At 36.6% G+C, this 19,497-nt stretch carries 20 protein-coding genes, 1 tRNA gene and 1 riboswitch; of the genes, 4 read left to right on the top strand and 17 right to left on the bottom strand.

The window, feature by feature from the left end; genetic code table 11:
• Positions 1 to 3 precede the first annotated feature (3 nt).
• The 4 genes from ACFYKX_RS18065 to ACFYKX_RS18050 form a co-directional block, all read right to left on the bottom strand.
• The gene (locus ACFYKX_RS18065) at positions 4 to 888 is read right to left on the bottom strand and encodes a patatin-like phospholipase family protein (RefSeq protein ID WP_389362472.1); all 885 of its coding nucleotides are present in this window, start codon (positions 886 to 888) and stop codon (positions 4 to 6) included.
• 111 nt (positions 889 to 999) lie between these two features.
• Entirely contained in the window at positions 1,000 to 2,025 is a 1,026-nt protein-coding gene (splB, locus tag ACFYKX_RS18060) for a spore photoproduct lyase (protein ID WP_389362471.1), read from the bottom strand.
• 106 nt (positions 2,026 to 2,131) lie between these two features.
• Positions 2,132 to 4,684 carry a vitamin B12-dependent ribonucleotide reductase gene (locus ACFYKX_RS18055; protein WP_389362470.1) on the bottom strand — a complete coding sequence of 851 codons (2,553 nt, stop codon included), beginning with the start codon at positions 4,682 to 4,684 and terminating at the stop codon, positions 2,132 to 2,134.
• 367 nt (positions 4,685 to 5,051) lie between these two features.
• Positions 5,052 to 5,888, bottom strand: coding sequence for a lipoate--protein ligase family protein (locus ACFYKX_RS18050; RefSeq protein ID WP_389362469.1), 837 nt, complete (start codon positions 5,886 to 5,888; stop codon positions 5,052 to 5,054).
• A gap of 172 nt (positions 5,889 to 6,060) precedes the next feature.
• Between ACFYKX_RS18050 and ACFYKX_RS18045 the strand changes: the two genes are divergently transcribed.
• Positions 6,061 to 6,444: a rhodanese-like domain-containing protein gene (locus tag ACFYKX_RS18045; RefSeq protein WP_389362468.1), complete on the top strand. Its 384-nt coding sequence runs from the start codon at positions 6,061 to 6,063 to the stop codon at positions 6,442 to 6,444.
• A gap of 36 nt (positions 6,445 to 6,480) precedes the next feature.
• On the opposite strand, the gene ACFYKX_RS18040 is transcribed toward ACFYKX_RS18045, so the two are convergent.
• The 4 genes from ACFYKX_RS18040 to gcvT all read right to left on the bottom strand — a co-directional run bounded on the left by ACFYKX_RS18040 (position 6,481) and on the right by gcvT (position 11,082).
• Complete coding sequence (locus ACFYKX_RS18040; RefSeq protein ID WP_389362467.1) at positions 6,481 to 7,059, bottom strand: hypothetical protein; 579 nt, start codon at positions 7,057 to 7,059, stop codon at positions 6,481 to 6,483.
• A 106-nt stretch (positions 7,060 to 7,165) separates the two neighbouring features.
• Complete coding sequence (gene gcvPB, locus ACFYKX_RS18035) at positions 7,166 to 8,623, bottom strand: aminomethyl-transferring glycine dehydrogenase subunit GcvPB (RefSeq protein ID WP_389362466.1); 1,458 nt, start codon at positions 8,621 to 8,623, stop codon at positions 7,166 to 7,168.
• Complete coding sequence (gcvPA, locus tag ACFYKX_RS18030; RefSeq protein ID WP_389362465.1) at positions 8,616 to 9,962, bottom strand: aminomethyl-transferring glycine dehydrogenase subunit GcvPA; 1,347 nt, start codon at positions 9,960 to 9,962, stop codon at positions 8,616 to 8,618. Before gcvPA ends, gcvPB begins: the two co-directional genes overlap by 8 nt.
• Positions 9,963 to 9,975: 13 nt before the next feature.
• Positions 9,976 to 11,082 (bottom strand): glycine cleavage system aminomethyltransferase GcvT, encoded by a 1,107-nt coding sequence (gcvT, locus tag ACFYKX_RS18025; RefSeq protein ID WP_389362464.1) that lies wholly within the window; start codon positions 11,080 to 11,082, stop codon positions 9,976 to 9,978.
• A gap of 247 nt (positions 11,083 to 11,329) precedes the next feature.
• A riboswitch (glycine riboswitch) is annotated at positions 11,330 to 11,420 on the bottom strand.
• Positions 11,421 to 11,741: 321 nt separating this feature from the next.
• Between gcvT and ACFYKX_RS18020 the strand changes: the two genes are divergently transcribed.
• Positions 11,742 to 13,430, top strand: coding sequence for a DEAD/DEAH box helicase (locus ACFYKX_RS18020; RefSeq protein WP_389362463.1), 1,689 nt, complete (start codon positions 11,742 to 11,744; stop codon positions 13,428 to 13,430).
• The gene (locus tag ACFYKX_RS18015; protein WP_389362462.1) at positions 13,408 to 14,202 is read left to right on the top strand and encodes a YqhG family protein; all 795 of its coding nucleotides are present in this window, start codon (positions 13,408 to 13,410) and stop codon (positions 14,200 to 14,202) included. Before ACFYKX_RS18020 ends, ACFYKX_RS18015 begins: the two co-directional genes overlap by 23 nt.
• Before the next feature lie 56 nt (positions 14,203 to 14,258).
• Here the strand turns inward: ACFYKX_RS18015 and ACFYKX_RS18010 are convergent, their stop codons facing one another.
• The 9 genes from ACFYKX_RS18010 to comGA all read right to left on the bottom strand — a co-directional run bounded on the left by ACFYKX_RS18010 (position 14,259) and on the right by comGA (position 18,996).
• Positions 14,259 to 14,438, bottom strand: coding sequence for a YqzE family protein (locus tag ACFYKX_RS18010; protein ID WP_389362461.1), 180 nt, complete (start codon positions 14,436 to 14,438; stop codon positions 14,259 to 14,261).
• 93 nt (positions 14,439 to 14,531) lie between these two features.
• Entirely contained in the window at positions 14,532 to 15,032 is a 501-nt protein-coding gene (locus tag ACFYKX_RS18005; protein WP_389362460.1) for a shikimate kinase, read from the bottom strand.
• A 16-nt stretch (positions 15,033 to 15,048) separates the two neighbouring features.
• Positions 15,049 to 15,420: a competence type IV pilus minor pilin ComGG gene (gene comGG, locus ACFYKX_RS18000; protein ID WP_389362459.1), complete on the bottom strand. Its 372-nt coding sequence runs from the start codon at positions 15,418 to 15,420 to the stop codon at positions 15,049 to 15,051.
• Positions 15,417 to 15,851: a competence type IV pilus minor pilin ComGF gene (comGF, locus tag ACFYKX_RS17995; protein ID WP_389362632.1), complete on the bottom strand. Its 435-nt coding sequence runs from the start codon at positions 15,849 to 15,851 to the stop codon at positions 15,417 to 15,419. The genes comGG and comGF overlap by 4 nt, the downstream gene beginning before the upstream one ends.
• Positions 15,838 to 16,170, bottom strand: coding sequence for a hypothetical protein (locus ACFYKX_RS17990; RefSeq protein WP_389362458.1), 333 nt, complete (start codon positions 16,168 to 16,170; stop codon positions 15,838 to 15,840). Before ACFYKX_RS17990 ends, comGF begins: the two co-directional genes overlap by 14 nt.
• Positions 16,154 to 16,591, bottom strand: coding sequence for a competence type IV pilus minor pilin ComGD (comGD, locus tag ACFYKX_RS17985; protein ID WP_389362457.1), 438 nt, complete (start codon positions 16,589 to 16,591; stop codon positions 16,154 to 16,156). Before comGD ends, ACFYKX_RS17990 begins: the two co-directional genes overlap by 17 nt.
• Entirely contained in the window at positions 16,591 to 16,890 is a 300-nt protein-coding gene (comGC, locus tag ACFYKX_RS17980) for a competence type IV pilus major pilin ComGC (RefSeq protein ID WP_389362456.1), read from the bottom strand. Before comGC ends, comGD begins: the two co-directional genes overlap by 1 nt.
• 14 nt (positions 16,891 to 16,904) lie before the next feature.
• Complete coding sequence (gene comGB / locus ACFYKX_RS17975) at positions 16,905 to 17,939, bottom strand: competence type IV pilus assembly protein ComGB (protein ID WP_389362455.1); 1,035 nt, start codon at positions 17,937 to 17,939, stop codon at positions 16,905 to 16,907.
• A complete protein-coding gene (gene comGA / locus ACFYKX_RS17970; RefSeq protein ID WP_389362631.1) occupies positions 17,923 to 18,996 on the bottom strand; it encodes a competence type IV pilus ATPase ComGA in 1,074 nt (357 codons plus the stop codon). Before comGA ends, comGB begins: the two co-directional genes overlap by 17 nt.
• Positions 18,997 to 19,142: 146 nt before the next feature.
• On the opposite strand from comGA, the gene ACFYKX_RS17965 reads away from it, so the two are divergent.
• Positions 19,143 to 19,214, top strand: a tRNA-Gln gene (locus ACFYKX_RS17965).
• Positions 19,215 to 19,497 lie beyond the last annotated feature (283 nt).

Raw genomic sequence — 19,497 nt, 5'->3', positions numbered from 1 at the left:
TTTTTAATATGTCCACTTAGTAAGAAAATCTTCTGCACACTCCCTTCCCAGTTTTACTAAGAGTTTTTTCTTTTCATCTGTTAACTTAAATTCAGTTGTTAAAAATCCTTCAGTCGGAATAAAGATAATATTTTTTTCATGCTTCCTTGAAATATAGCGTGAATCGTGGGCATCCTTCATCGTTTCAAATAGACCCTCAAACATATCAATTGCATTATTTATTATATGCTTAGGATGTCCAATTAGATTATGACTTAGCTTAATACCTATTACAGGTCGCACTTTTTTTGTATTATCTTTATCAAATAGCCACATAGGAAAATTACTTAAAACTCCCCCATCAACAATTAGACTGCATTCTTTTCCATTGTATAATTTAACAGGTTCAAAAAAATACGGTAGACTACAACTCATTCTAACTGCTTTAGCTATAGAGAAAGTGTACGGATCAATATTGTAATGGGGTAAATCATCCGGAAGCACGATTAAGCGCCCATTTGTTAAGTCGGAAGCAATAATCCTTAATCCTTGGGCAGGAAGATCTCCAAAAGTTTTCAACCCTTTTTTTTCAAGCTTATCTTCTAACCATCCCTCGAGGGCAACCCCTTTATACAAGCCTAAACGCCAATATAAAAATAGCCACTTCCCTACTGATAGGGGAATAAATGTTTTTCTTCTGTCTAAAAACTCCTCCATATCTACTTCGTCAATAAGCTCATATATTTCTTTGCTCGTATACCCCGCTGCAATTAGTGCGGCAACAAGTGAACCTGCACTTGTACCAGCCACCCTTTTAAACTGAAGACCTCTATTTTCTATAGCTTCGAACGCCCCTATTAGCGCAAAACCCTTTATTCCTCCTCCTGAGAAAACCCCATCAATAAACATGTTAGCCACTCCCTAGATGTAGTCACTTGATACATCTTTAAGCAGCTTTGTAAAATTTTAGTACTACGGACAAATTGTATTTTGTTATTTTTGTTTCACTATTTAGGCTAATCACGTAAAATAAGCAACTTCTGCTTCTGGGAAAAAGGAGTGGACATACTCTCTTATTGTTGCTTCCATATCCTTCGCCTCTTCATCTTGATAAACGTACTTGCCAATTCCATATCGTCCCCATTTATATTTCCGTTTCTCCTCATCCATCTCAAGCTTTGTTTTAGGATATCTTTTGGCGATGACGTTTTTCGCAGGTTTTGTGAATCGGTGCTGAATAAGTTCAAATGTTAACCCTTCTAAGTTAATCCCTTTTAATGAATCACTAAGCCTTTGAAACAGTTCTAAATAACCTTCTTTCCAATCTTCATGTAAATAGATAGGTGCCACAATAAAACCTAAAGGGTACCCCGCATTCGCCACTTTACGAGCTGCTTCTAATCTCTCATCAAAAGTGGAAGTACCTGGCTCAAAGTGTTTAATCACATATCTGGAATTGACACTAAAACGAAATCTTGTTTTTCCATTATGCTTAGCATCTAATAAGTGATCAACATGGTGATACTTCGTAACAAATCGAAGACGACCATAGTCAGTTTGTCCAAAGTATTCAATTGTTTTCTTTAAGGAATGGGTAAGGTGATCTAGACCCACTATATCTGAGGTACATGCTGCTTCAAACCTTGTTATTTCGGGTTTTCTCTCATCCATATATTTCTGAGCCTGATCAAAAATATCTTCTAGGTTTACATAAGTTCTTATGTAGGGTTTACTACCTAAAGTGGTTTGCAAATAACAATAATGACAATGACCCATACAACCGGTTGCTAATGGAATGGCGTATTCAGCTGATGGTTTAGACGTATCAAATTTTAGTGTTCTTCTTATACCAACTACGAGTGTGGATTTCGCATTTCGGTACTGCTGAAGCTCATTACTCCCTGGAATTCCTCTAACTTGATTGTGTGATGTTGTTTCCCGGATTTCCAACCCCATTTTTTCAAACTTATCTTTAAGCTCCATCCCAAGAGGATAGTCCAACGCTTTAGGTTCTATATACACTAACTGCGGTACAAACGGCTCCATATTACAACCTCATTTCATTTTTTATCAATTAGTTGTAGTATGAGCAAAATCTAAGAATAAAGAAAAAAAGAGACTGGAAAAAATATTTCCAGTCTCTTTAGGGGGATTATAATCCGCACTTTAACTGTGCATTACAGTTTGTACATGTGTTACAACCGCCGATTTCTTTGACTTTTCCTTTTCTACATACAGGACAAGTATTTCCTACTTCAGAACCGATAGTAACATCAGTTGAACGTAAATCACTAATCGTATCGACAAGTACTACATGCTGTTTAGGTTTTTCTAGAGGTCTCTCTTCATCTAAACTGTTTTCCTCAGCTTTTAATGTTAGTACTTGGGAATCACGAGAACCGTCAACATACACTGTTCCACCCTTAGCACCGCCACGGTACAATCTTTCATATACTTTCTCAACTTGTTCAACACTATATCCCTTTGGTGCATTAACAGTTTTACTAATAGAACTGTCAATCCAACGTTGAATAATACATTGAACGTCAGCATGAGCTTCAGGTGCTAATTCCATTGCCGTAACAAACCAATGTGGTAAGTTATCTGCATCTGCTCCTGGATTTTGATCTAAATATTCCTGTACAATATCTGCTTTTACTTCAATAAATTTTCCTAAACGTCCACTTCTGAAATAAGAGAAAGAGAAATAAGGTTCTAATCCAGTACTAACCCCAACCATCGTACCAGTGGACCCAGTTGGAGCCACAGTTAATAAGTGTGAGTTACGGATCCCATGCTCTAAGATAGATTCTCTTATATCTTCTGGCATTTTACTCATAAAGCCTGTTTGTGTAAAGGCCTGTCTTAAACGGTTGCTCGCTTCTGGAGTTTCTCCATTTAAGAATGGGAAGCTTCCTTTTTCTTTTGCTAATTCTACCGAAGCACGATAAGCAGTGGTAGCGATTGTTTCAAATACGCGATCAACAAGTTCGTTCCCTTCTGGAGAACCATATTCCGTCTCACAGTAGATGAGAAGATCATGAAGACCCATAACCCCTAATCCAACACGTCTTTCTCCTAGGGCTTGTTTTTTATTAGCTTCTAAGAAGTATGGTGTTGCATCAATAACGTTATCTTGCATACGTACGCCAACTTCTACTGTCTTTCTAAGCTTAGCAAAGTCAACTGTTTTCGTTTCTTTATCAGCCATCTCAGCTAGGTTTACCGCTGCAAGGTTACAAACGGAATATGGTGCGAGAGGTTGTTCTCCACATGGATTTGTTGCAACAACTTGTTGACCGTAGCTCTTCGCGTTAGTCATGTCGTTGGCATTATCAATAAAGAAAATACCTGGTTCAGCTGAGTATGTTGCACAGATATTGATTAAATTCCATAATTCCTTGGCTTTAATCTTTCTGTAAACGCGAACTTTATGACCCATCTTTTCCCATTCACGTACATCTCCGACTTTGCTCCATTCTTCATTGTAGTGCTTCATCTCTTCAGCATCATAACTTTCCACATCAGGGAATCTTAACTCATATTCCTCGTCATTCTCAACAGCATCCATAAACTCTTTTGTTAAGCAAACTGAGATATTGGCCCCTGTTAAAAACTCAGAATTATGAACGGAGAAATTTCCACCAACAGTTAATTTTTCTTCGGCATCTGCAATAATCTTATCAGAGAAACCCCCATAACCAGGAATATGTTTGTAGTTAATAATTCCTTGGTACATTAATTTTTCTTGCTCTGTTAGAGGAGTAAATTTAAGCTTTTCTTTTGCGTATTTCTTAATAGTGTCATCATTTGTATTTTCAAGCAAGAATCTTAGAATTCTTGGATTTTGCATTTTTGAAATAATGAATTCAATAATATCTGGATGCCAATCTGCTAGCATGATCATTTGAGCTCCACGTCTTGATCCACCTTGCTCAACTAAATGAGTCAATTTCGCTATGTCATCCAACCATGAAACCGAACCAGAAGATTTGCCATTTACACCTTTTGCTAAAGTGTTACGTGGTCTTAATGTTGAACCATTTGTTCCAACTCCACCACCGCGGCTCATAATCTCCATAACTTGTTTACGGTGTTCAGAAATTCCTTCACGCGAATCTTGTACAAAAGGCATTACGTAGCAGTTGAAGTATGTAACGTCTGTATCTGCTCCAGCCCCATATAGTACTCGTCCAGCAGGAACGAAGTTTAAGTTAACTAATTCTTGATAGAATTTTTGGAACCATTCTTGTCTTTTTTCTTCTGTCTTCTCAACCGATGCTAAGCCTGTTGCGTTGCGTTTCGCAATTTGTTCGTAAAATAGCTCTAGCGGTTTTTCAATAACATCTAATGAACGTCGAATAACTCCCGTGCTTCCTTCTTCACCATCTAGAACCCCGCGGAATTCTTCGTCTACAAGAACCTTGGCATTCTTTTGTTCCCAGTCAATTTCTAGAATATATCCTAACCCTCTAGCCGGGAACTTTGGATCTTCCTTAATGGTTAGTACAACAAAATCTCCATTAGATAATGTAAGTTTCTCTGTATCTTTGAAAGTGTAGCGATCGAGCATTACTAATCGTGAAACACCTTTGTGGGTAATTTTCATATCAGGGGTAATCGGATGAACTTGAGGGAACAATCGGATGTCCTTATTCAATCTTTCAACATCAATATTCATTTTTTGTCCAAACGCAACAGACATAAACACAACTCCTTTAAATATCATTACATCTTTTCTAATCTATTTTTTAAAGATCAATTAGTAGAATCTAGTTGTTTTTTAAAAGTAACCTAAAGTTACCATACAAAAAAACGAAAATCAATATATAGTGTTATAAATATTTTCGACAATACTATATATTGTGTTTTATTCAGTGTAAATTAATTTTGTCAAACGTAAGAAAAACTAAAAATAAGAGAAAACTAGAGTTAAAGATAGATTATCAGCAGTTATCGATAAATTTTAACAAATTTCGAGCCTTGCACTTTTGACTAATAGGCCAAAAGTTTTATGGTAAATTTTTCTTATTAGTCAGATTAGAAACAAAAAAAAGGCGCCGCCTACGCCTCTACCTTTTGTAATTCCATTCATCATTTTCATATCTATCTTTTGCAAGATTCTCCACATAGTTCAACTCTTCTATTGAAAGCTCATACGGTTCCAATTCAATATTAAGACCCTTTTCAAAACCAATCTTGAAAGCTTCCTTCGCTTCAGCAATCCCAATTTGCCTTTGACTAACTTCATTAATGGCAACTGCTTTATTTTTGAAAGCCTTTTGCATTCTCTCCTTAACTCGTTCGTTAGGATAATTAAATAAGCTGAAAAGTTTATCCTCGTCTATATCTAGTAGAATAGAGCCATGTTGTAAGATTACGCCCTTTTGCCTTGTTTGCGCACTTCCCGCTACCTTTCTCCCCTCTACTACAAGTTCATACCAGCTTGGTGCATCAAAACAAACAGCTGAGCGAGGATTCTTTAGGGAATTCTTTTCTTCATCTGTTCGCGGTACAGCAAAATATGCCTCTAGACCTAAATGATGAAAGCCTTTTAAAATACCCTCAGAAATAACTCGGTATGCTTCCGTAACCGTTTTTGGCATTTCAGGATGATCTTCCGAAACGATAACGCTATATGTTAATTCATGCTCATGAAGGACTCCTCTTCCTCCTGTTGGTCGGCGTACAAAACCTAACCCATGCTTTCGAACAGCATCCATATTAATTTCTTTCTCTACTTTTTGAAAGTATCCAATCGATAGTGTCGCAGGATTCCAGCCATAAAAACGAATCACTGGCGGTATTTTACCCTCACTATGCCATTCTAATAATGCTTCATCTAGAGCCATATTAAAAGAAGGAGAACCCTCTCCTGAATCAATAAATCTCCATGTTTCTTTTTTCATATAAAAACCTCATTCTAATATTGTTAAATTCATGACGCTTTTTAGTCTATCAAATCTATAAAAAAAAACAAAGCAACTTATCCTTTTAAAAAATTGCTATATTTTCTTTACTACACATAGTAAAGACCGATATAATATTACTTGCTTAGCAACTGCGAAAGGAGAAATTACATTGGATACATTATATTTTCTACTAATCGTTTTAGGTGGTATCATAGCCTATTCAGTTATTACTTTCCTATATCAACGAAGAATTGTAAAAACTCTTAATGAGGAGCAATTCCGTGAAGGATATCGTAAGGCCCAACTAATTGATGTACGTGAACCAAACGAATTTGACGCTGGGCATATTTTAGGAGCAAGAAACATTCCTATGTCCCAAATGAAAATGCGTTTAAAAGAAATACGACCTGATAAGCCTGTATACTTATATTGTCAAAGTGGACTTAGAAGTGGTCGTGCAGCCCAGCTTCTAAACAGAAAAGGATATAAAGACCTTTCACACTTACAAGGTGGCTTTAAAAAATGGGGCGGAAAAATTAAAACAAAAAAATAAACTAGGTTAGCCCTTGTTCACTAGAACAGGGGCTTTCTAGTTGATTGTGTAGTCCCTTGCTTCTTTTTGCGATAGAAACGGGTAAGCACATAGAATCGTTAAACTAGTTAGGAAAATAAATAAGTGTCCATTAAAAAAGAGGCTTGTCGTATATGCGTTAATCCAAGGTAATTCGTGTATAGTTGAACCCGGTTGTTCAGGAGTTCCCCCTAGAGTGGAAAACAGTTCGGAACTCTTGTTTATCAGCTCCATGATAGAAAAGACTGAAGTAAATAACAAGACGGGGACAATGACAGGCTTATATTTTTTCACTAGTAATAGGAATTCCTTCGCAAATAAAAACAATGATGTCATATATATAGCTAAGACCATCATTAACGGACTAACTAAATAAAGGGCCGCATTTTGATTACTAGCCAGTTTTTGAATAGGTTGCAATGTTAAATCGTCTATAATTAGCATAATAAAGAGAATGAGAATGACTAGACCAATAATATGAGAGAACTTGTAGAGTAACGGCTGATCATTTCCTAAGAAAAGATTCAAGAAATACCGAAAAGGCTTAATTAACAAGAAGAAACAAGCTAACATAATCGCAATCATATACCCATCCAATTTATTCTCCTCCTTAATTCAAAAGTCCTTACCAATATTATATCCAATAATTAGCTTAAAAACATAAAAAGGCTCTACACAATTATAGTGCAGAACCTTTAAACTATTATGCTTGGTAACGTAGAATCGGCTTACGAGCGGCTGTTGTCTCGTCTAAGCGTCCAATAACCGTAGTATGTGGAGCTTCTTGGACGATTTCTGGATTCTCTTCCGCTTCTTTAGCAATTTGAATCATTGCATCAATGAATGCATCAAGAGTTTCTTTAGATTCCGTTTCAGTTGGTTCAATCATAATACATTCTTCCACATTTAGTGGGAAGTAAATTGTTGGTGGGTGGTAACCAAAGTCAAGTAATCGTTTAGCAATATCTAACGTACGAACACCTAACTTCTTCTGACGCTTACCACTTAATACAAATTCATGCTTACAATGTCTATCGAAAGGAAGATCAAAATGAGGAGCTAATCTTCTCATCATATAGTTCGCATTTAATACGGCATATTCTGTAACGGCCTTCAAACCATCTGGACCCATTGTACGAATGTACGTATACGCACGAACATTGATACCAAAGTTTCCGTAATAAGGTTTTACTCTTCCAATTGATTGTGGACGATCGTAATCTAATACATACTCATCTCCACGTTTAGCAACGATTGGTTTTGGTAGGAAAGGAATTAAATCTTCTTTAACACCTACAGGTCCAGAACCAGGTCCGCCCCCTCCGTGAGGTCCAGTAAAGGTTTTGTGTAAGTTTAAGTGAACAACATCAAATCCCATGTCTCCAGGACGAGCTTTTGATAGTACTGCATTTAGGTTCGCTCCATCATAATAAAGCTTTCCACCTGCTCCGTGAACGATTTCAGCCATCTCTAGGATGTTCTCTTCGAATAAACCTAATGTATTAGGATTCGTCAACATTAATGCAGCTGTATCTTCTCCTACTACACTACGTAAATCTTCTAAGTCTACTAGACCGTTCTCGTCTGACTTAACCGTAATCGTCTCAAATCCAGCAACTGTTGCTGATGCAGGGTTTGTTCCATGAGCAGAGTCCGGAACAATTACTTTTGTACGTTTTGTATCTCCGTTTGCCTCATGGTATGCACGGATCATCATTAATCCAGTCCATTCTCCGTGTGCACCTGCAGCAGGCTGAAGGGTTACTTCATCCATACCTGTGATTTCAATTAAGTGCTCTTGAAGATCATACATTAACTCTAAAGCACCTTGAACAGAGCTCTCATCTTGCAACGGGTGAATATGTGCAAAACCATTAAAACGAGCTACATTTTCATTAATCTTTGGATTGTATTTCATTGTACAAGAACCTAAAGGATAAAACCCTGAATCAACACCGTGATTACGCTTTGATAATGCAGTGTAATGGCGCATAATATCAAGCTCAGATACCTCTGGAAGTTTAGGCTCTTCTTCGCGTAAAAAGCCTTCAGGTAATAAATCATTAAGATCAACTTCAGGTACATCCAACTCAGGGAGGCTGTAACCAATTCGGCCAGGTTTACTAAGTTCAAAAATCAGCGCTTGATCGTCCTTATGCATGGTAATCCCCCAATTCTTTTACAAAAGTATCAATCTCTTCTTTCGTACGCAGTTCAGTAACAGCAATTAGCATATGGTTCGCTAACTCCTTATAATCACGTCCTAAATCATAACCACCGATAATCCCTTTTTGAAGTAGAGATTTATTTGCTTCTTTTACAGGCTTATTAAGCTTTACCACAAACTCATTGAATGAAGGTCCTTCAAAAGCAATCTCAAATCCATTTTCTTTAAATTGCTTTTTAGCGTAGTGAGCTTTTTGGATATTTGAAATCGCCATTTCTTTAACGCCTTTTTTACCTAATGCTGTCATAGCTACTGAAGCAGCTAACGCATTTAATGCTTGGTTTGAACAAATATTTGAAGTTGCTTTGTCACGACGGATGTGCTGTTCACGCGCTTGAAGCGTAAGAACGAATCCACGTCTTCCTTGGTCATCTGTAGTTTGACCTACTAGACGGCCTGGAACCTTTCTCATCAGCTTGTTTGTTACAGCAAAATAACCGCAGTGAGGTCCACCGAATGAAGTTGGAATACCGAATGGTTGTGCGTCTCCTGCAACGATATCAGCACCAAATTTACCTGGAGGAGTAAGAGCTCCTAGAGATAATGGATTGCTTGATACTACAAATAGTGCTTTATGGTTATGAATAATTTCTTCAAGTTCTTTCATCGGCTCAATTCTACCGAAGAAGTTAGGATATTGAACAATGACAGCTGCAATCTCATCGCTAATCATTTCATTTAATGCTTCTAGATCTGTTACTCCATCTTTATAAGGCACTTCCACAACATCGATGTACTGGCCTTTAGCATACGATTTTACAACTTCTTTAGATTCAGGATGAACCGCACTTGAAATAAGGATTTTTTTTCGCTTCGTTTGACCAGCACTTAGCATAGCTGCTTCAGCCAGTGCAGTCCCACCATCGTACATAGAAGAATTCGCTACATCCATTCCTGTTAATTCGCAAATCATCGTTTGGAATTCGAAAATGGCTTGTAATTCACCTTGAGAAATTTCAGGCTGATATGGAGTATATGCCGTATAGAACTCTGACCTTGAAAGAACATGATCAACGATTACCGGCATATAGTGATCATAAACTCCAGCACCTAAAAAAGAAGTATTAGCTCTTAAATCAGCATTCTTTTGAGCTAATTGAGTTAGTTCCTTCATTAGAGCAGTTTCTGGTTTTGCCTGTTTAATTTGGTATTCTCCCTTAAATTGAACGCGCTCTGGAATATCACTGAACAGCTCTTCAACAGAAGATACACCAATTGTGTCTAACATAGCTTGTTTATCTGCTTCTGTCATCGGTAAGTAGCGATGCTTCATTATTTTTTCCTCCCTATTTCTTTTCTCTTTTATAAAAAGGAGTAGCGACTATTTTTGCCTTTAATCGCTTTCCACGAATCTCAACTTCAATTTCTTCATTCAGGTCTGTATGCGCTTTATCTAATAGCGCTAATCCAATATTCTTCTTTAAAGTTGGAGACTGAGTACCCGTTGTCACTTCACCAATTTTCTCTTCCCCTTTATATACTGGGTAACCGTGACGTGGAATCCCTCTGTCGATCATTTCAACACCAACTAATTTTCTAGGTACTCCATTTTCTTTTTGCTGTAATAAAACTTCTTTCCCAATGAAATCAGCTTCTTTATTGAGTTTAACAGCGAAGCCAATTCCTGCTTCAAGAGGTGATATTTCAGGTGATAATTCTTGCCCATAAAGTGCAAGATTTGCTTCGAAACGTAATGTATCACGAGAACCTAGACCACATGGGATAACACCGTCTTCTTTTCCAGCCTCTAGGATATCATGCCAAATTGAAACAACATCCTTGCTATCACAATAGATTTCAAATCCGTCTTCCCCTGTGTAACCAGTTCTAGAAACTAGAGCTTTTTTACCGCTCAACGTAACTTCTTGCTGAAATTTAAAGAATCCGATTTCGGATAGGTTTGTTTCTCCAGCAAGTTTTTGAAGAACTTTTTCAGCTATAGGACCTTGCAGTGCAACTTGAGCAGTTGTTTCAGAAAGATTTTCTAACTGAACATCACCTTCTACATGATCCTGTAACCATTTGTAATCTTTATCAATGTTTGACGCATTAACAACTAACAGGTAATGATCCTCACCAAGCTTATAAACTAGAAGATCATCTACAGTTCCACCGTTTTCATAGCACATCGCTGTATATTGCGCAGCACCATCTTTTAACTTAGAAATATCATTTGTCATCATCTTTTGAAGGTATGCTAGACTATCTGTCCCTTTAACTTCAATTTCACCCATATGAGAAACATCAAATAATCCCGCTTTCGTGCGGACTGCCTCATGCTCCTCTTTAATACTTGAGAATTGAACTGGTAAGTCCCATCCACCAAAATCAATCGTTTTTGCACCATACTCTTTATAAACTTCAAATAAAGGTGTACGTTTTAAATCTGACATTCGGTGATTCCCCCTTCATCTTTTCACGCATTTTTTTATTATGGCTGTTTTCAAATAGATTGTTTCATTCTTAATACGATACTAAAGTAACAAGAATTCAAAAGTTTAGTATAGAAGTATAATCAACAAAAAAGGACAGAGACCACCCTCTTTTGTATGAGATGGTCTCTGTCCTGGCACCTGAAAGTTTACCTATATGGCTTTCCCCTTTGGTGGCTCCTTAAAAATGAAGCTCTCTCCAGAGTTGCGTCAAACAAGAGTTCTTTTGCCTGAGAGATTCACAAATCTCTTGCTTGCTCCTTCGGCGCTACAAATGTAGTCTCTCCCCTTGTTCTCATTCGCGTTTATAAAATTTTCCAAGTTGGTCATACTCTTACTATAACCTTTAGAAACAAACTTCTATTTTATTTAACAAGTGACAATTTTTTAAACTTTACAAACTACTAACATCCTACCATTTTGATTGGTATTGAGCAATATAATTTTGCTTATAGAAATGATTTTTTTTACTTCAAACACGAACATTATTTAATATTTATTTAATCATTGATAGAAATCTGAAACAGAAACAAAGATTAAGTTGTGTTTTAGAGTTTTTGTTCGTTTTTTCTTTTTACTTTCCAGCATATGAATGAATTTTTAAAAGGAGCTGTTTTTTTATGTCTGTAGAAATCGAATTTGATTCCTCCTGGCAGGATGAATTTCTACAAAGAATGAAAGACGACGGACCATGGGGGAATTGGGAATTATATAAACTTGCAGTTGAGGTAGAGCAACACACTGTTATTGAAGAATTTGAAGGGCTTCAAGCACCAAAGCATTTACCACAATTAACACCATTGCCACACCAACTTGAGGTAGCTAAACAAGTGGTGGAAAATATGAACGGAAAAGCTATCCTGGCTGACGAAGTTGGTTTAGGAAAGACCATTGAAGCTGGCTTAATATTGAAAGAGTATATGATTAGAGGGTTAGTAAAAAAAGTATTAATTTTGGTTCCAGCTTCCTTAGTTACACAATGGGCGATTGAGCTTAATAAAAAGTTTTATATACCAGCAATCACGCAAAGAAAAAGCTATGTTTGGGAGCAATGTGATGTTGTTGTTTCTTCCATCGATACAGCAAAAAGAAATCCACACAGAGATATAATTTACCAGCAGGACTACGATCTAATTATTATTGATGAAGCACATAAGTTAAAAAACAATAAAACTAAAAACTATGAATTTGTACAAAATTTGAAAAAGAAATTCTGTCTTCTTTTAACAGCAACTCCTATACAAAATCGTATTAGTGAAATTTTTAATCTTGTTTCCCTACTAAAACCTGGTCATTTAGGGAACGAGTCAGCTTTTTTTGACAGATATAAAAAAGATTCCCGCTCATTAAATGATGATGAGCATTTAAAGGAACTCGTTAATAAGGTTATGATCCGTAATAGAAGAGCAGATACCGGAATCGAGTGGACGAAGCGACATGTTGAAACCGTTCCGATTCAATTAACGAATGAAGAAAGGGACTTGTATGATTCGGTAACATCTCTACGTTCTGAAGAAGATTGGATTGCCTCTAGTCAGTTTTCCGTTATGACTTTGCAGAGAGAAGCATGTAGTAGCAGGGAAGCAGTATTCTTTACACTAAGAAATATGCTCTCAAGGCAAGAGTCACCATCTAAGGAATATCAGGAACAAATTCAGACACTTATCTCCAAAGTCGAGGCTGTGCAAACAAACTCTAAAGCGGAAAAGGCATTAGAATTGATCAAGAAAATTAACGATAAAGTAATCATCTTTACCGAATATCGAGCGACACAAATGTATTTACAGTGGTTTCTAAAACAAAATGGAATCAGTTCTGTTCCATTTCGGGGAGGCTTCAAACGCGGAAAAAAAGACTGGATGAGGGAGCTTTTTCAAAATCACGCACAAGTACTTATTGCAACTGAAGCTGGCGGTGAAGGGATTAACCTTCAGTTTTGTAACCACATTATCAACTTTGACTTACCATGGAATCCAATGAGACTAGAACAAAGAATCGGAAGAATTCATCGCCTTGGACAAGAGAAGGATGTAATGATTTATAATTTTGCTACGAAGGATACAGTCGAAGAACATGTTTTAAAACTCCTTCATGAAAAAATCAGCTTATTTGAAAAGGTAATTGGTGATTTAGATGACATCCTAACCAAGCTTGAGTTTGGTAACTTTGAAGATCACTTGGTAGATATCTTTGGGAATTCGTCTTCAGAAGGTGAAATGCGAATTAAGATGGATAATTTAACAAGCATGATCCAATTTGCTGAGGAATATAAGGAGGGTGAGGCTCGTGCAGCAACAGGAAATTCATAAGTTTCTAGAAAGATTTTTCCGTGCTAATGGGTGTGAAATCATCGAGAATGGTCCAAGCCATATGACCGTCCAATTAACGATTGAACTAGACAAAGAATTGATGAATCGCCCTTTTTATTGGCATTACTTAGAAAAAACAGGTGGGGTTCCAAATCCAATGAAATTAACTTTCATTACCGACCAACAAACGGCACCTGAGAATCTTCAAGGAGAAGTGATTCATTTCGGTTCTCCGAGACTTCACCAAATATTCCAGTCTACCAAAAGACTAGCAGGGTATATAAGGCTATATGAGAATCACAACTACCATCTGGGACAGCACGTGCCTCTAAGACCTTGGATTGGAATGAATGTAAAAATATCCTACCAATGTGACCGCAAACGAGATGTTTTTAAGTCAATCGGCCTCCAGCTGATTAATGGACAAATGGTTGAAGGTTTTCATGACCGGTTATTACAATTAAATCTGACTCCTAAAATTCCCGATTACTCTTTCACCCTGTCGCCGATTATTATGCCTCAAAGTGGGATATCGAGAATAGAGAATCAGTTAAAAAGTGAAATCACTGTTGAAGATCACTTATGGGCTGAAGAAGCCCGGGAGCGCTGGCAACAGGATTTAAATCTTTTGGAACACTTTTACGAGGATTTAGAAGACAAAGGGGAAAGTTATGAGATTGAGAAAAGAGCACTGCAGGAACAGTATGAACCAAAAGTAAAAATCTCCATTATTAACGGTGGATTATTCTACTTAACGGAAAGAGCCATATAGAAATCGAATTTCACAAATAAAATAAAAAAGAAGAAGTAAGTACATTGGAAAGCTACTTACTTCTTCTTTTTGTTCATAAACATGTAGGGAATAATTCCAAACCATCTAAACAGAAAAGACTCTTTAGAACTTTTACGTTCCTGACGAATTTTTTTCCTTTCATCTTTAGGCTGATCAATATATTTTACAACGGTTTGCGTTATATATTTTACATAATCATTAGTATTCAATGACATACTCCCCTTCCTTAGTTATGAGAATGAAAAAATGCTCATATCATTATGAAGTATGTCCAGAATGAACGTTTTAAATCATCTATTTTTCGCTGCTTAATCGCCTAATTTCTTGTCAATTTCGTTAATAATCGTTTGTATTGTCTTCCCATCAGTATTAATCACAATATGTGCAGCTTGTTCATACAAAGATAGTCTCTCTAAATATAAGTTTGAAACTTTCTCTTTTTTATCCCCCTCTAAGAGTGGTCTTGTATGGTCATTTCCAATTCTATTGAGGATTTCTTCTATAGAAGCTTTCAGAAGAACAACTTTCCCATTTGTTTTCATATAGGTCCGATTTTCTTCCTTTAGCACCATCCCTCCACCAGTGGTAATGATACATTCGTTATCGGTGATTGCTTTCAGTATTTCCGTTTCACGAGATCGAAAGTATCCTTCTCCATCAGTAGAAAAGATAGTAGAGATACTTCTTCCTTCAATTTTCTCCAGTTCTTTATCCGTATCATAAACGGGGATACTCCAAAGCTTCCCTAATGCTTCTCCCACAGTCGTCTTGCCCGTCCCCATAAATCCTATAAGATAGATCCGCTTCATCTTTTCGAGTCTCCCATTAGTTCTTTTCAATCCATTTTATCATCTTTTTAGAAACCTTGTCGTAATATCCAATGCCCATTAGATTATCATTTGATCCCACTGTTAGGTTAAAAGTAATCTTAAACCGATCTGTTTCTTCTTCTATTATATAGTGAACACCTCCGTCTCTAAACAATAAATGACCAGCATTCTCAAAGGATTCTTCTGCTAAAATGAACTCCATTTTTTTAATAGAACTCAAAAAGTAATAGCGGCTTTTCTCCATTTGCTCAATTTCATTTAATAACCGTTTTTCATCTAAATATAAATTAGATTGTACTAATAAAAATGTTGAAAAGATGAGGAGAACACATAGGGTAAACGGATATAAAAAACCTCTTTCATTCATTCTATAACCACCGAACTTATATAAGTAAAAATATTTACTTCATGGGATTGATTAAAGGTATCCATAACATTTATATGAATCGTTTGACCAGTTTGGTTGAATTGGCTTCCCTTAACATTTTGTAAAACAATTTCATGACCTCTGTAGTCCACTAGCCTTCGAATGTTTGATCCATATTTCTCATACGAAATGGTTTCTCCCCCTATTGATAACTCCAATTTATTATTTGAAATATTCGTATGTTCACTCATCTGTATTTCTTTGCTAAGTTGATAAACGAAGACTTCCCACTCCATTTTTTGAATTCTTGTATGAACAGAGTCATGATCTAATACAAGCTGAAAAGTTATAGGGATAAAGGAAGAAACTAAGCAAAATATAGAGAAAGAAAAAAGCATTTCTAACATTGTAAATCCTTTACTGTTCAACATATTCACATTTTCTAAATTCCTCTTTAAAAGGATTTTCAAAGGATATACACACCTCCAAAGAATCAGCCTCGACATGCTCATCAATAGTAAATGTAAAATTATTTCTTACAACTAGACCTTCCCCTCCACTAGTCCCACTTACTACTGAAGAACTAAGTGTCTCGTATAAAAGATGAGTAGCCTCTAATTCTTGTTTTAGACTTATAGACTGTTTGCTTAAGTGAATATAGACAGGAACGAGTCCACTTCCAATAAACAGCCAAATTGCAAGCGAAAGATATAGTTCGACGAGAAAGAAACCTTTAGAGTTTAAGGACATAAAACCTCCCCCTCCCTATTAAAAAAGTGAGCCGGTATTGCTCTTCATTAAAATAGATATAAAAGGATCCAAAGCTGTTAATGTTACCATCACTATTAAACTTAAAGTATAAGCTTATTGAGCCTTCTCGAATCTTTATTTTTTTCGAATAGGTTCTATTCACTAACAACTCGCCATTAAATCTCCGAATATAATATTGGTGTTTTTGAGGGAGGATGTTCACACTTACAGACTCTTTGGATGACATAGCATATGCTTGGGCATAAAGGAGGTCTGCTTTTAATCGGGAAAAAAATAATTGTTTTTCAACTTGATTGTTTTGAGGGGTTAAATAGACGAGGGAAACGGTAGTGATAATTAGAAATATTGACAATACAAAAAGGGACTCTATTAAGGTAAATCCATTCTCACGTTGTAGCATTAGTTCGCTGCTACTTTACCATCTGCACCAATCGAGATGACATTACCGTTTGGGCATGTAGTTTGCTCTGTAGTTAGATACTCATCTACAAGTGCGTTTATATCAGCAGGAGGAGTTCCCTTGTCAATCTCATATGCTTGAATTTGTGCTTCTACCATTTTAATTAAAGCATCACACCCCTTTTCATTAATCGTTGAGTTATGTTTGGTTACATTAGGAATGGTAATGATTAATAAGACTGAAATGACGAGTAAAACTACCATCATCTCTATCAGAGTAAAGCCGCGTTCATTCTTCATAATAACTCACCTTTCTAAAATCCATTTAATAGATGAAACATTGGTAATAATATGGCTAAGTACATGGAAACAATCAGTACACCAATGATGGCATAAACAGTTGGCTGGATGATTTTAATCAACTTTGCCGTTCTTTCCTCAAAAGTAAGCAAACAATACTTGCTAAAAAGAAATAACTCCTGATCGATTCTTCCATTTTCTTGCCCATGCTTAACGATGTGCGCAAGCTGTTTTTCAAAAAAAGAAAATTCTCTTACTATGTCTTCAAGCTTATGCCCGGTCGACAATTGATTTTTAATTTCTAAGCCAATTTCCTTATCAAAAGGCTTATGTTCATTGTATGCAAATAGTTTTAAGGCTTCTAAAATCGATATACCACCACTTAATAAATAGCTGAGTTGGATGGAAAAGTAATGAGTCGTTAATAGACGAAAGAACTCGCCGATAATGGGGATGGATGAAAGGATGGTTCTTTTCTTCATGGCAGAAAGTCTTCGAAATTTAAACACATAGAAATAGGTTAAAGCAATGATGAACATACTCCCGATACATAACAAGAGGGGTACTAGATTGCCTATAGTAAAAATAAACTTTGTGAAGAGATTTGCTGACAGGTTCATTGACTGAAAAAGATTAGAGAATTTAGGGAGTAAAATGTTCTCCATAAATATAAATAAAAAAATAGTGACTGCAATTAACATGAATGGATAGGTCAAAACTTTTTTGAGTTTTTTGAGATCCTCGTTTTTCTTGAGGAGCATTTCACTACAGTCTTGAAAGGCTTTTGCTAAGCTGCCATGTCGCTCGGCGAAATAGACAAACCCAACAAGTGTATGGTTGAACTTTAGATTAAGTAAGATACGGTTGAAGGAATTCCCCTCTTTCAATAGGCTCAGACATTCTTTTAATTCTTCCTTTCGATGCTTTTTCATCTGAAATGATAATGAATTTAATGCCTCCGCTAAAGGATACCCCCTTTCTAGTAGTTCTCCAATTCTACGCAAGAAGTATGCTTGCTCCTCAATCGTCCATTTACGTCGTCGTTTCATATTCGTACACCCACCGATTGAACTCAGATTCCTGTATATACCCTAATGCTATACCCTTTTTAATCGCCTCCTTTAAAGTGTGATAGGAGAGTTCCCCTCCCATTCCGTTTGCCTGTTGTATAGCACATGTCAATGCTCTACCGGTAAGAAGTTCAAATACACTAGCCCTTTTCAACCTACCGTAGGTAAAACAATAAGGAGAACATGTACCACCGCAAAATGGACAGGTTAATTCAACTAATCTTTGAGCTGTAACCGCCACAAGTGTCTGTTCTATTTCCATTCCATTTACACCAAACTCCTTTAACCGGTAAATGGCTCCCTTTGCATCTCTAGTATGCATCGTTGACAGTACTAAATGACCTGTTAAAGAGGCTCGTACTGCAATTTTTGCAGTTTCACTATCCCGAATTTCTCCGACCATTATAATATCTGGATCATGTCTTAGGATAGCTTTTAAACCAGAGGCATACGTTACTCCTGCTTTTTCATTTACCTGTACTTGTAAAACTAAATCATTTTCTTTTTCAATGGGATCTTCTAGTGTGATAATGTTCCGGTTGTATAGATGAGAAGTTTCGTTGAGTAGTGAGTATAAGGTTGTCGTTTTGCCACTTCCGGTTGGACCTGTAAAAATGATAAGTCCATGGGCATGTTTTAATAAAGCTAATAATTTTCGTGTCATTGCCGGGAATAAAGAAATTTGGTAGAAAGGAATTTGGTCTTTTTGAGGGAGAATACGAATCACGAGACTTTCTTTCTGATTTGCTGGGAGGGTAGATAATCTGAGGCCTACATAAAAATCGTTGACTTTTACGGTAAAAGCACCACTTTGTGGACGTCTTCTTTCACCAATATCCATGGATGCGGTAAATTTAAAGTGTGAAATGAGACGGTCGCATTCTTCTTTAGGTAAAAAAAGACGAGGAACTAATCGGTTTGCCATTCTTAGTTGGATGAGGGTATCATCCTTGCGGGGAATAATGTGAATATCAGAGGCATTATTTTTGACAGCATCTTTGATAATCCTGTCAGCTAACAGTTCAATTTTACTCAGGGTAAGACACCACCTTTAATTTTGATACTATATATTTCTCCGTATTTGACATTTTTCCTGCAAAAACTACAATTTTTTTGAATAAAAAAAGATTATTCTCATATAATATTATTACAAAGCACCAAAGCAATAAATTATTATGTCGATGGGCTATAGCCAAGCGGTAAGGCATCGCACTTTGACTGCGACATGCGTTGGTTCGAATCCAGCTAGCCCAGTTAATATTTTTAGGGAGCCCTTTATTTGGGGCTTCCTTTTTTATTTAATTCCTATTGTTTTGCTTATGTTTTTTAATTTATTCCCACACTTCTTCTGGTAACTTTTCGCTCCATTTAACTGATTTCTTAGGAGCTCCTCTCTGGGGCTTTTTCTGAAATCACTTAAATGGAGCTGCGGTGCTTTTCATGATGCTACACAAAGTAGACATTCACGATGTTTATTCAACGGACTGCGACATGCGTTGGTTCGAATCCAGCTAGCCCAGCTAATGTTATTAGGAAG

This window comes from Cytobacillus spartinae (genome assembly GCF_042865285.1).
In the GTDB taxonomy this organism is placed as follows: domain Bacteria; phylum Bacillota; class Bacilli; order Bacillales; family Cytobacillaceae; genus Robertmurraya_A; species Robertmurraya_A spartinae.
Note: the sequence above shows the minus strand (reverse complement) of the source record. Positions and strands in the feature narration are given on the sequence as shown.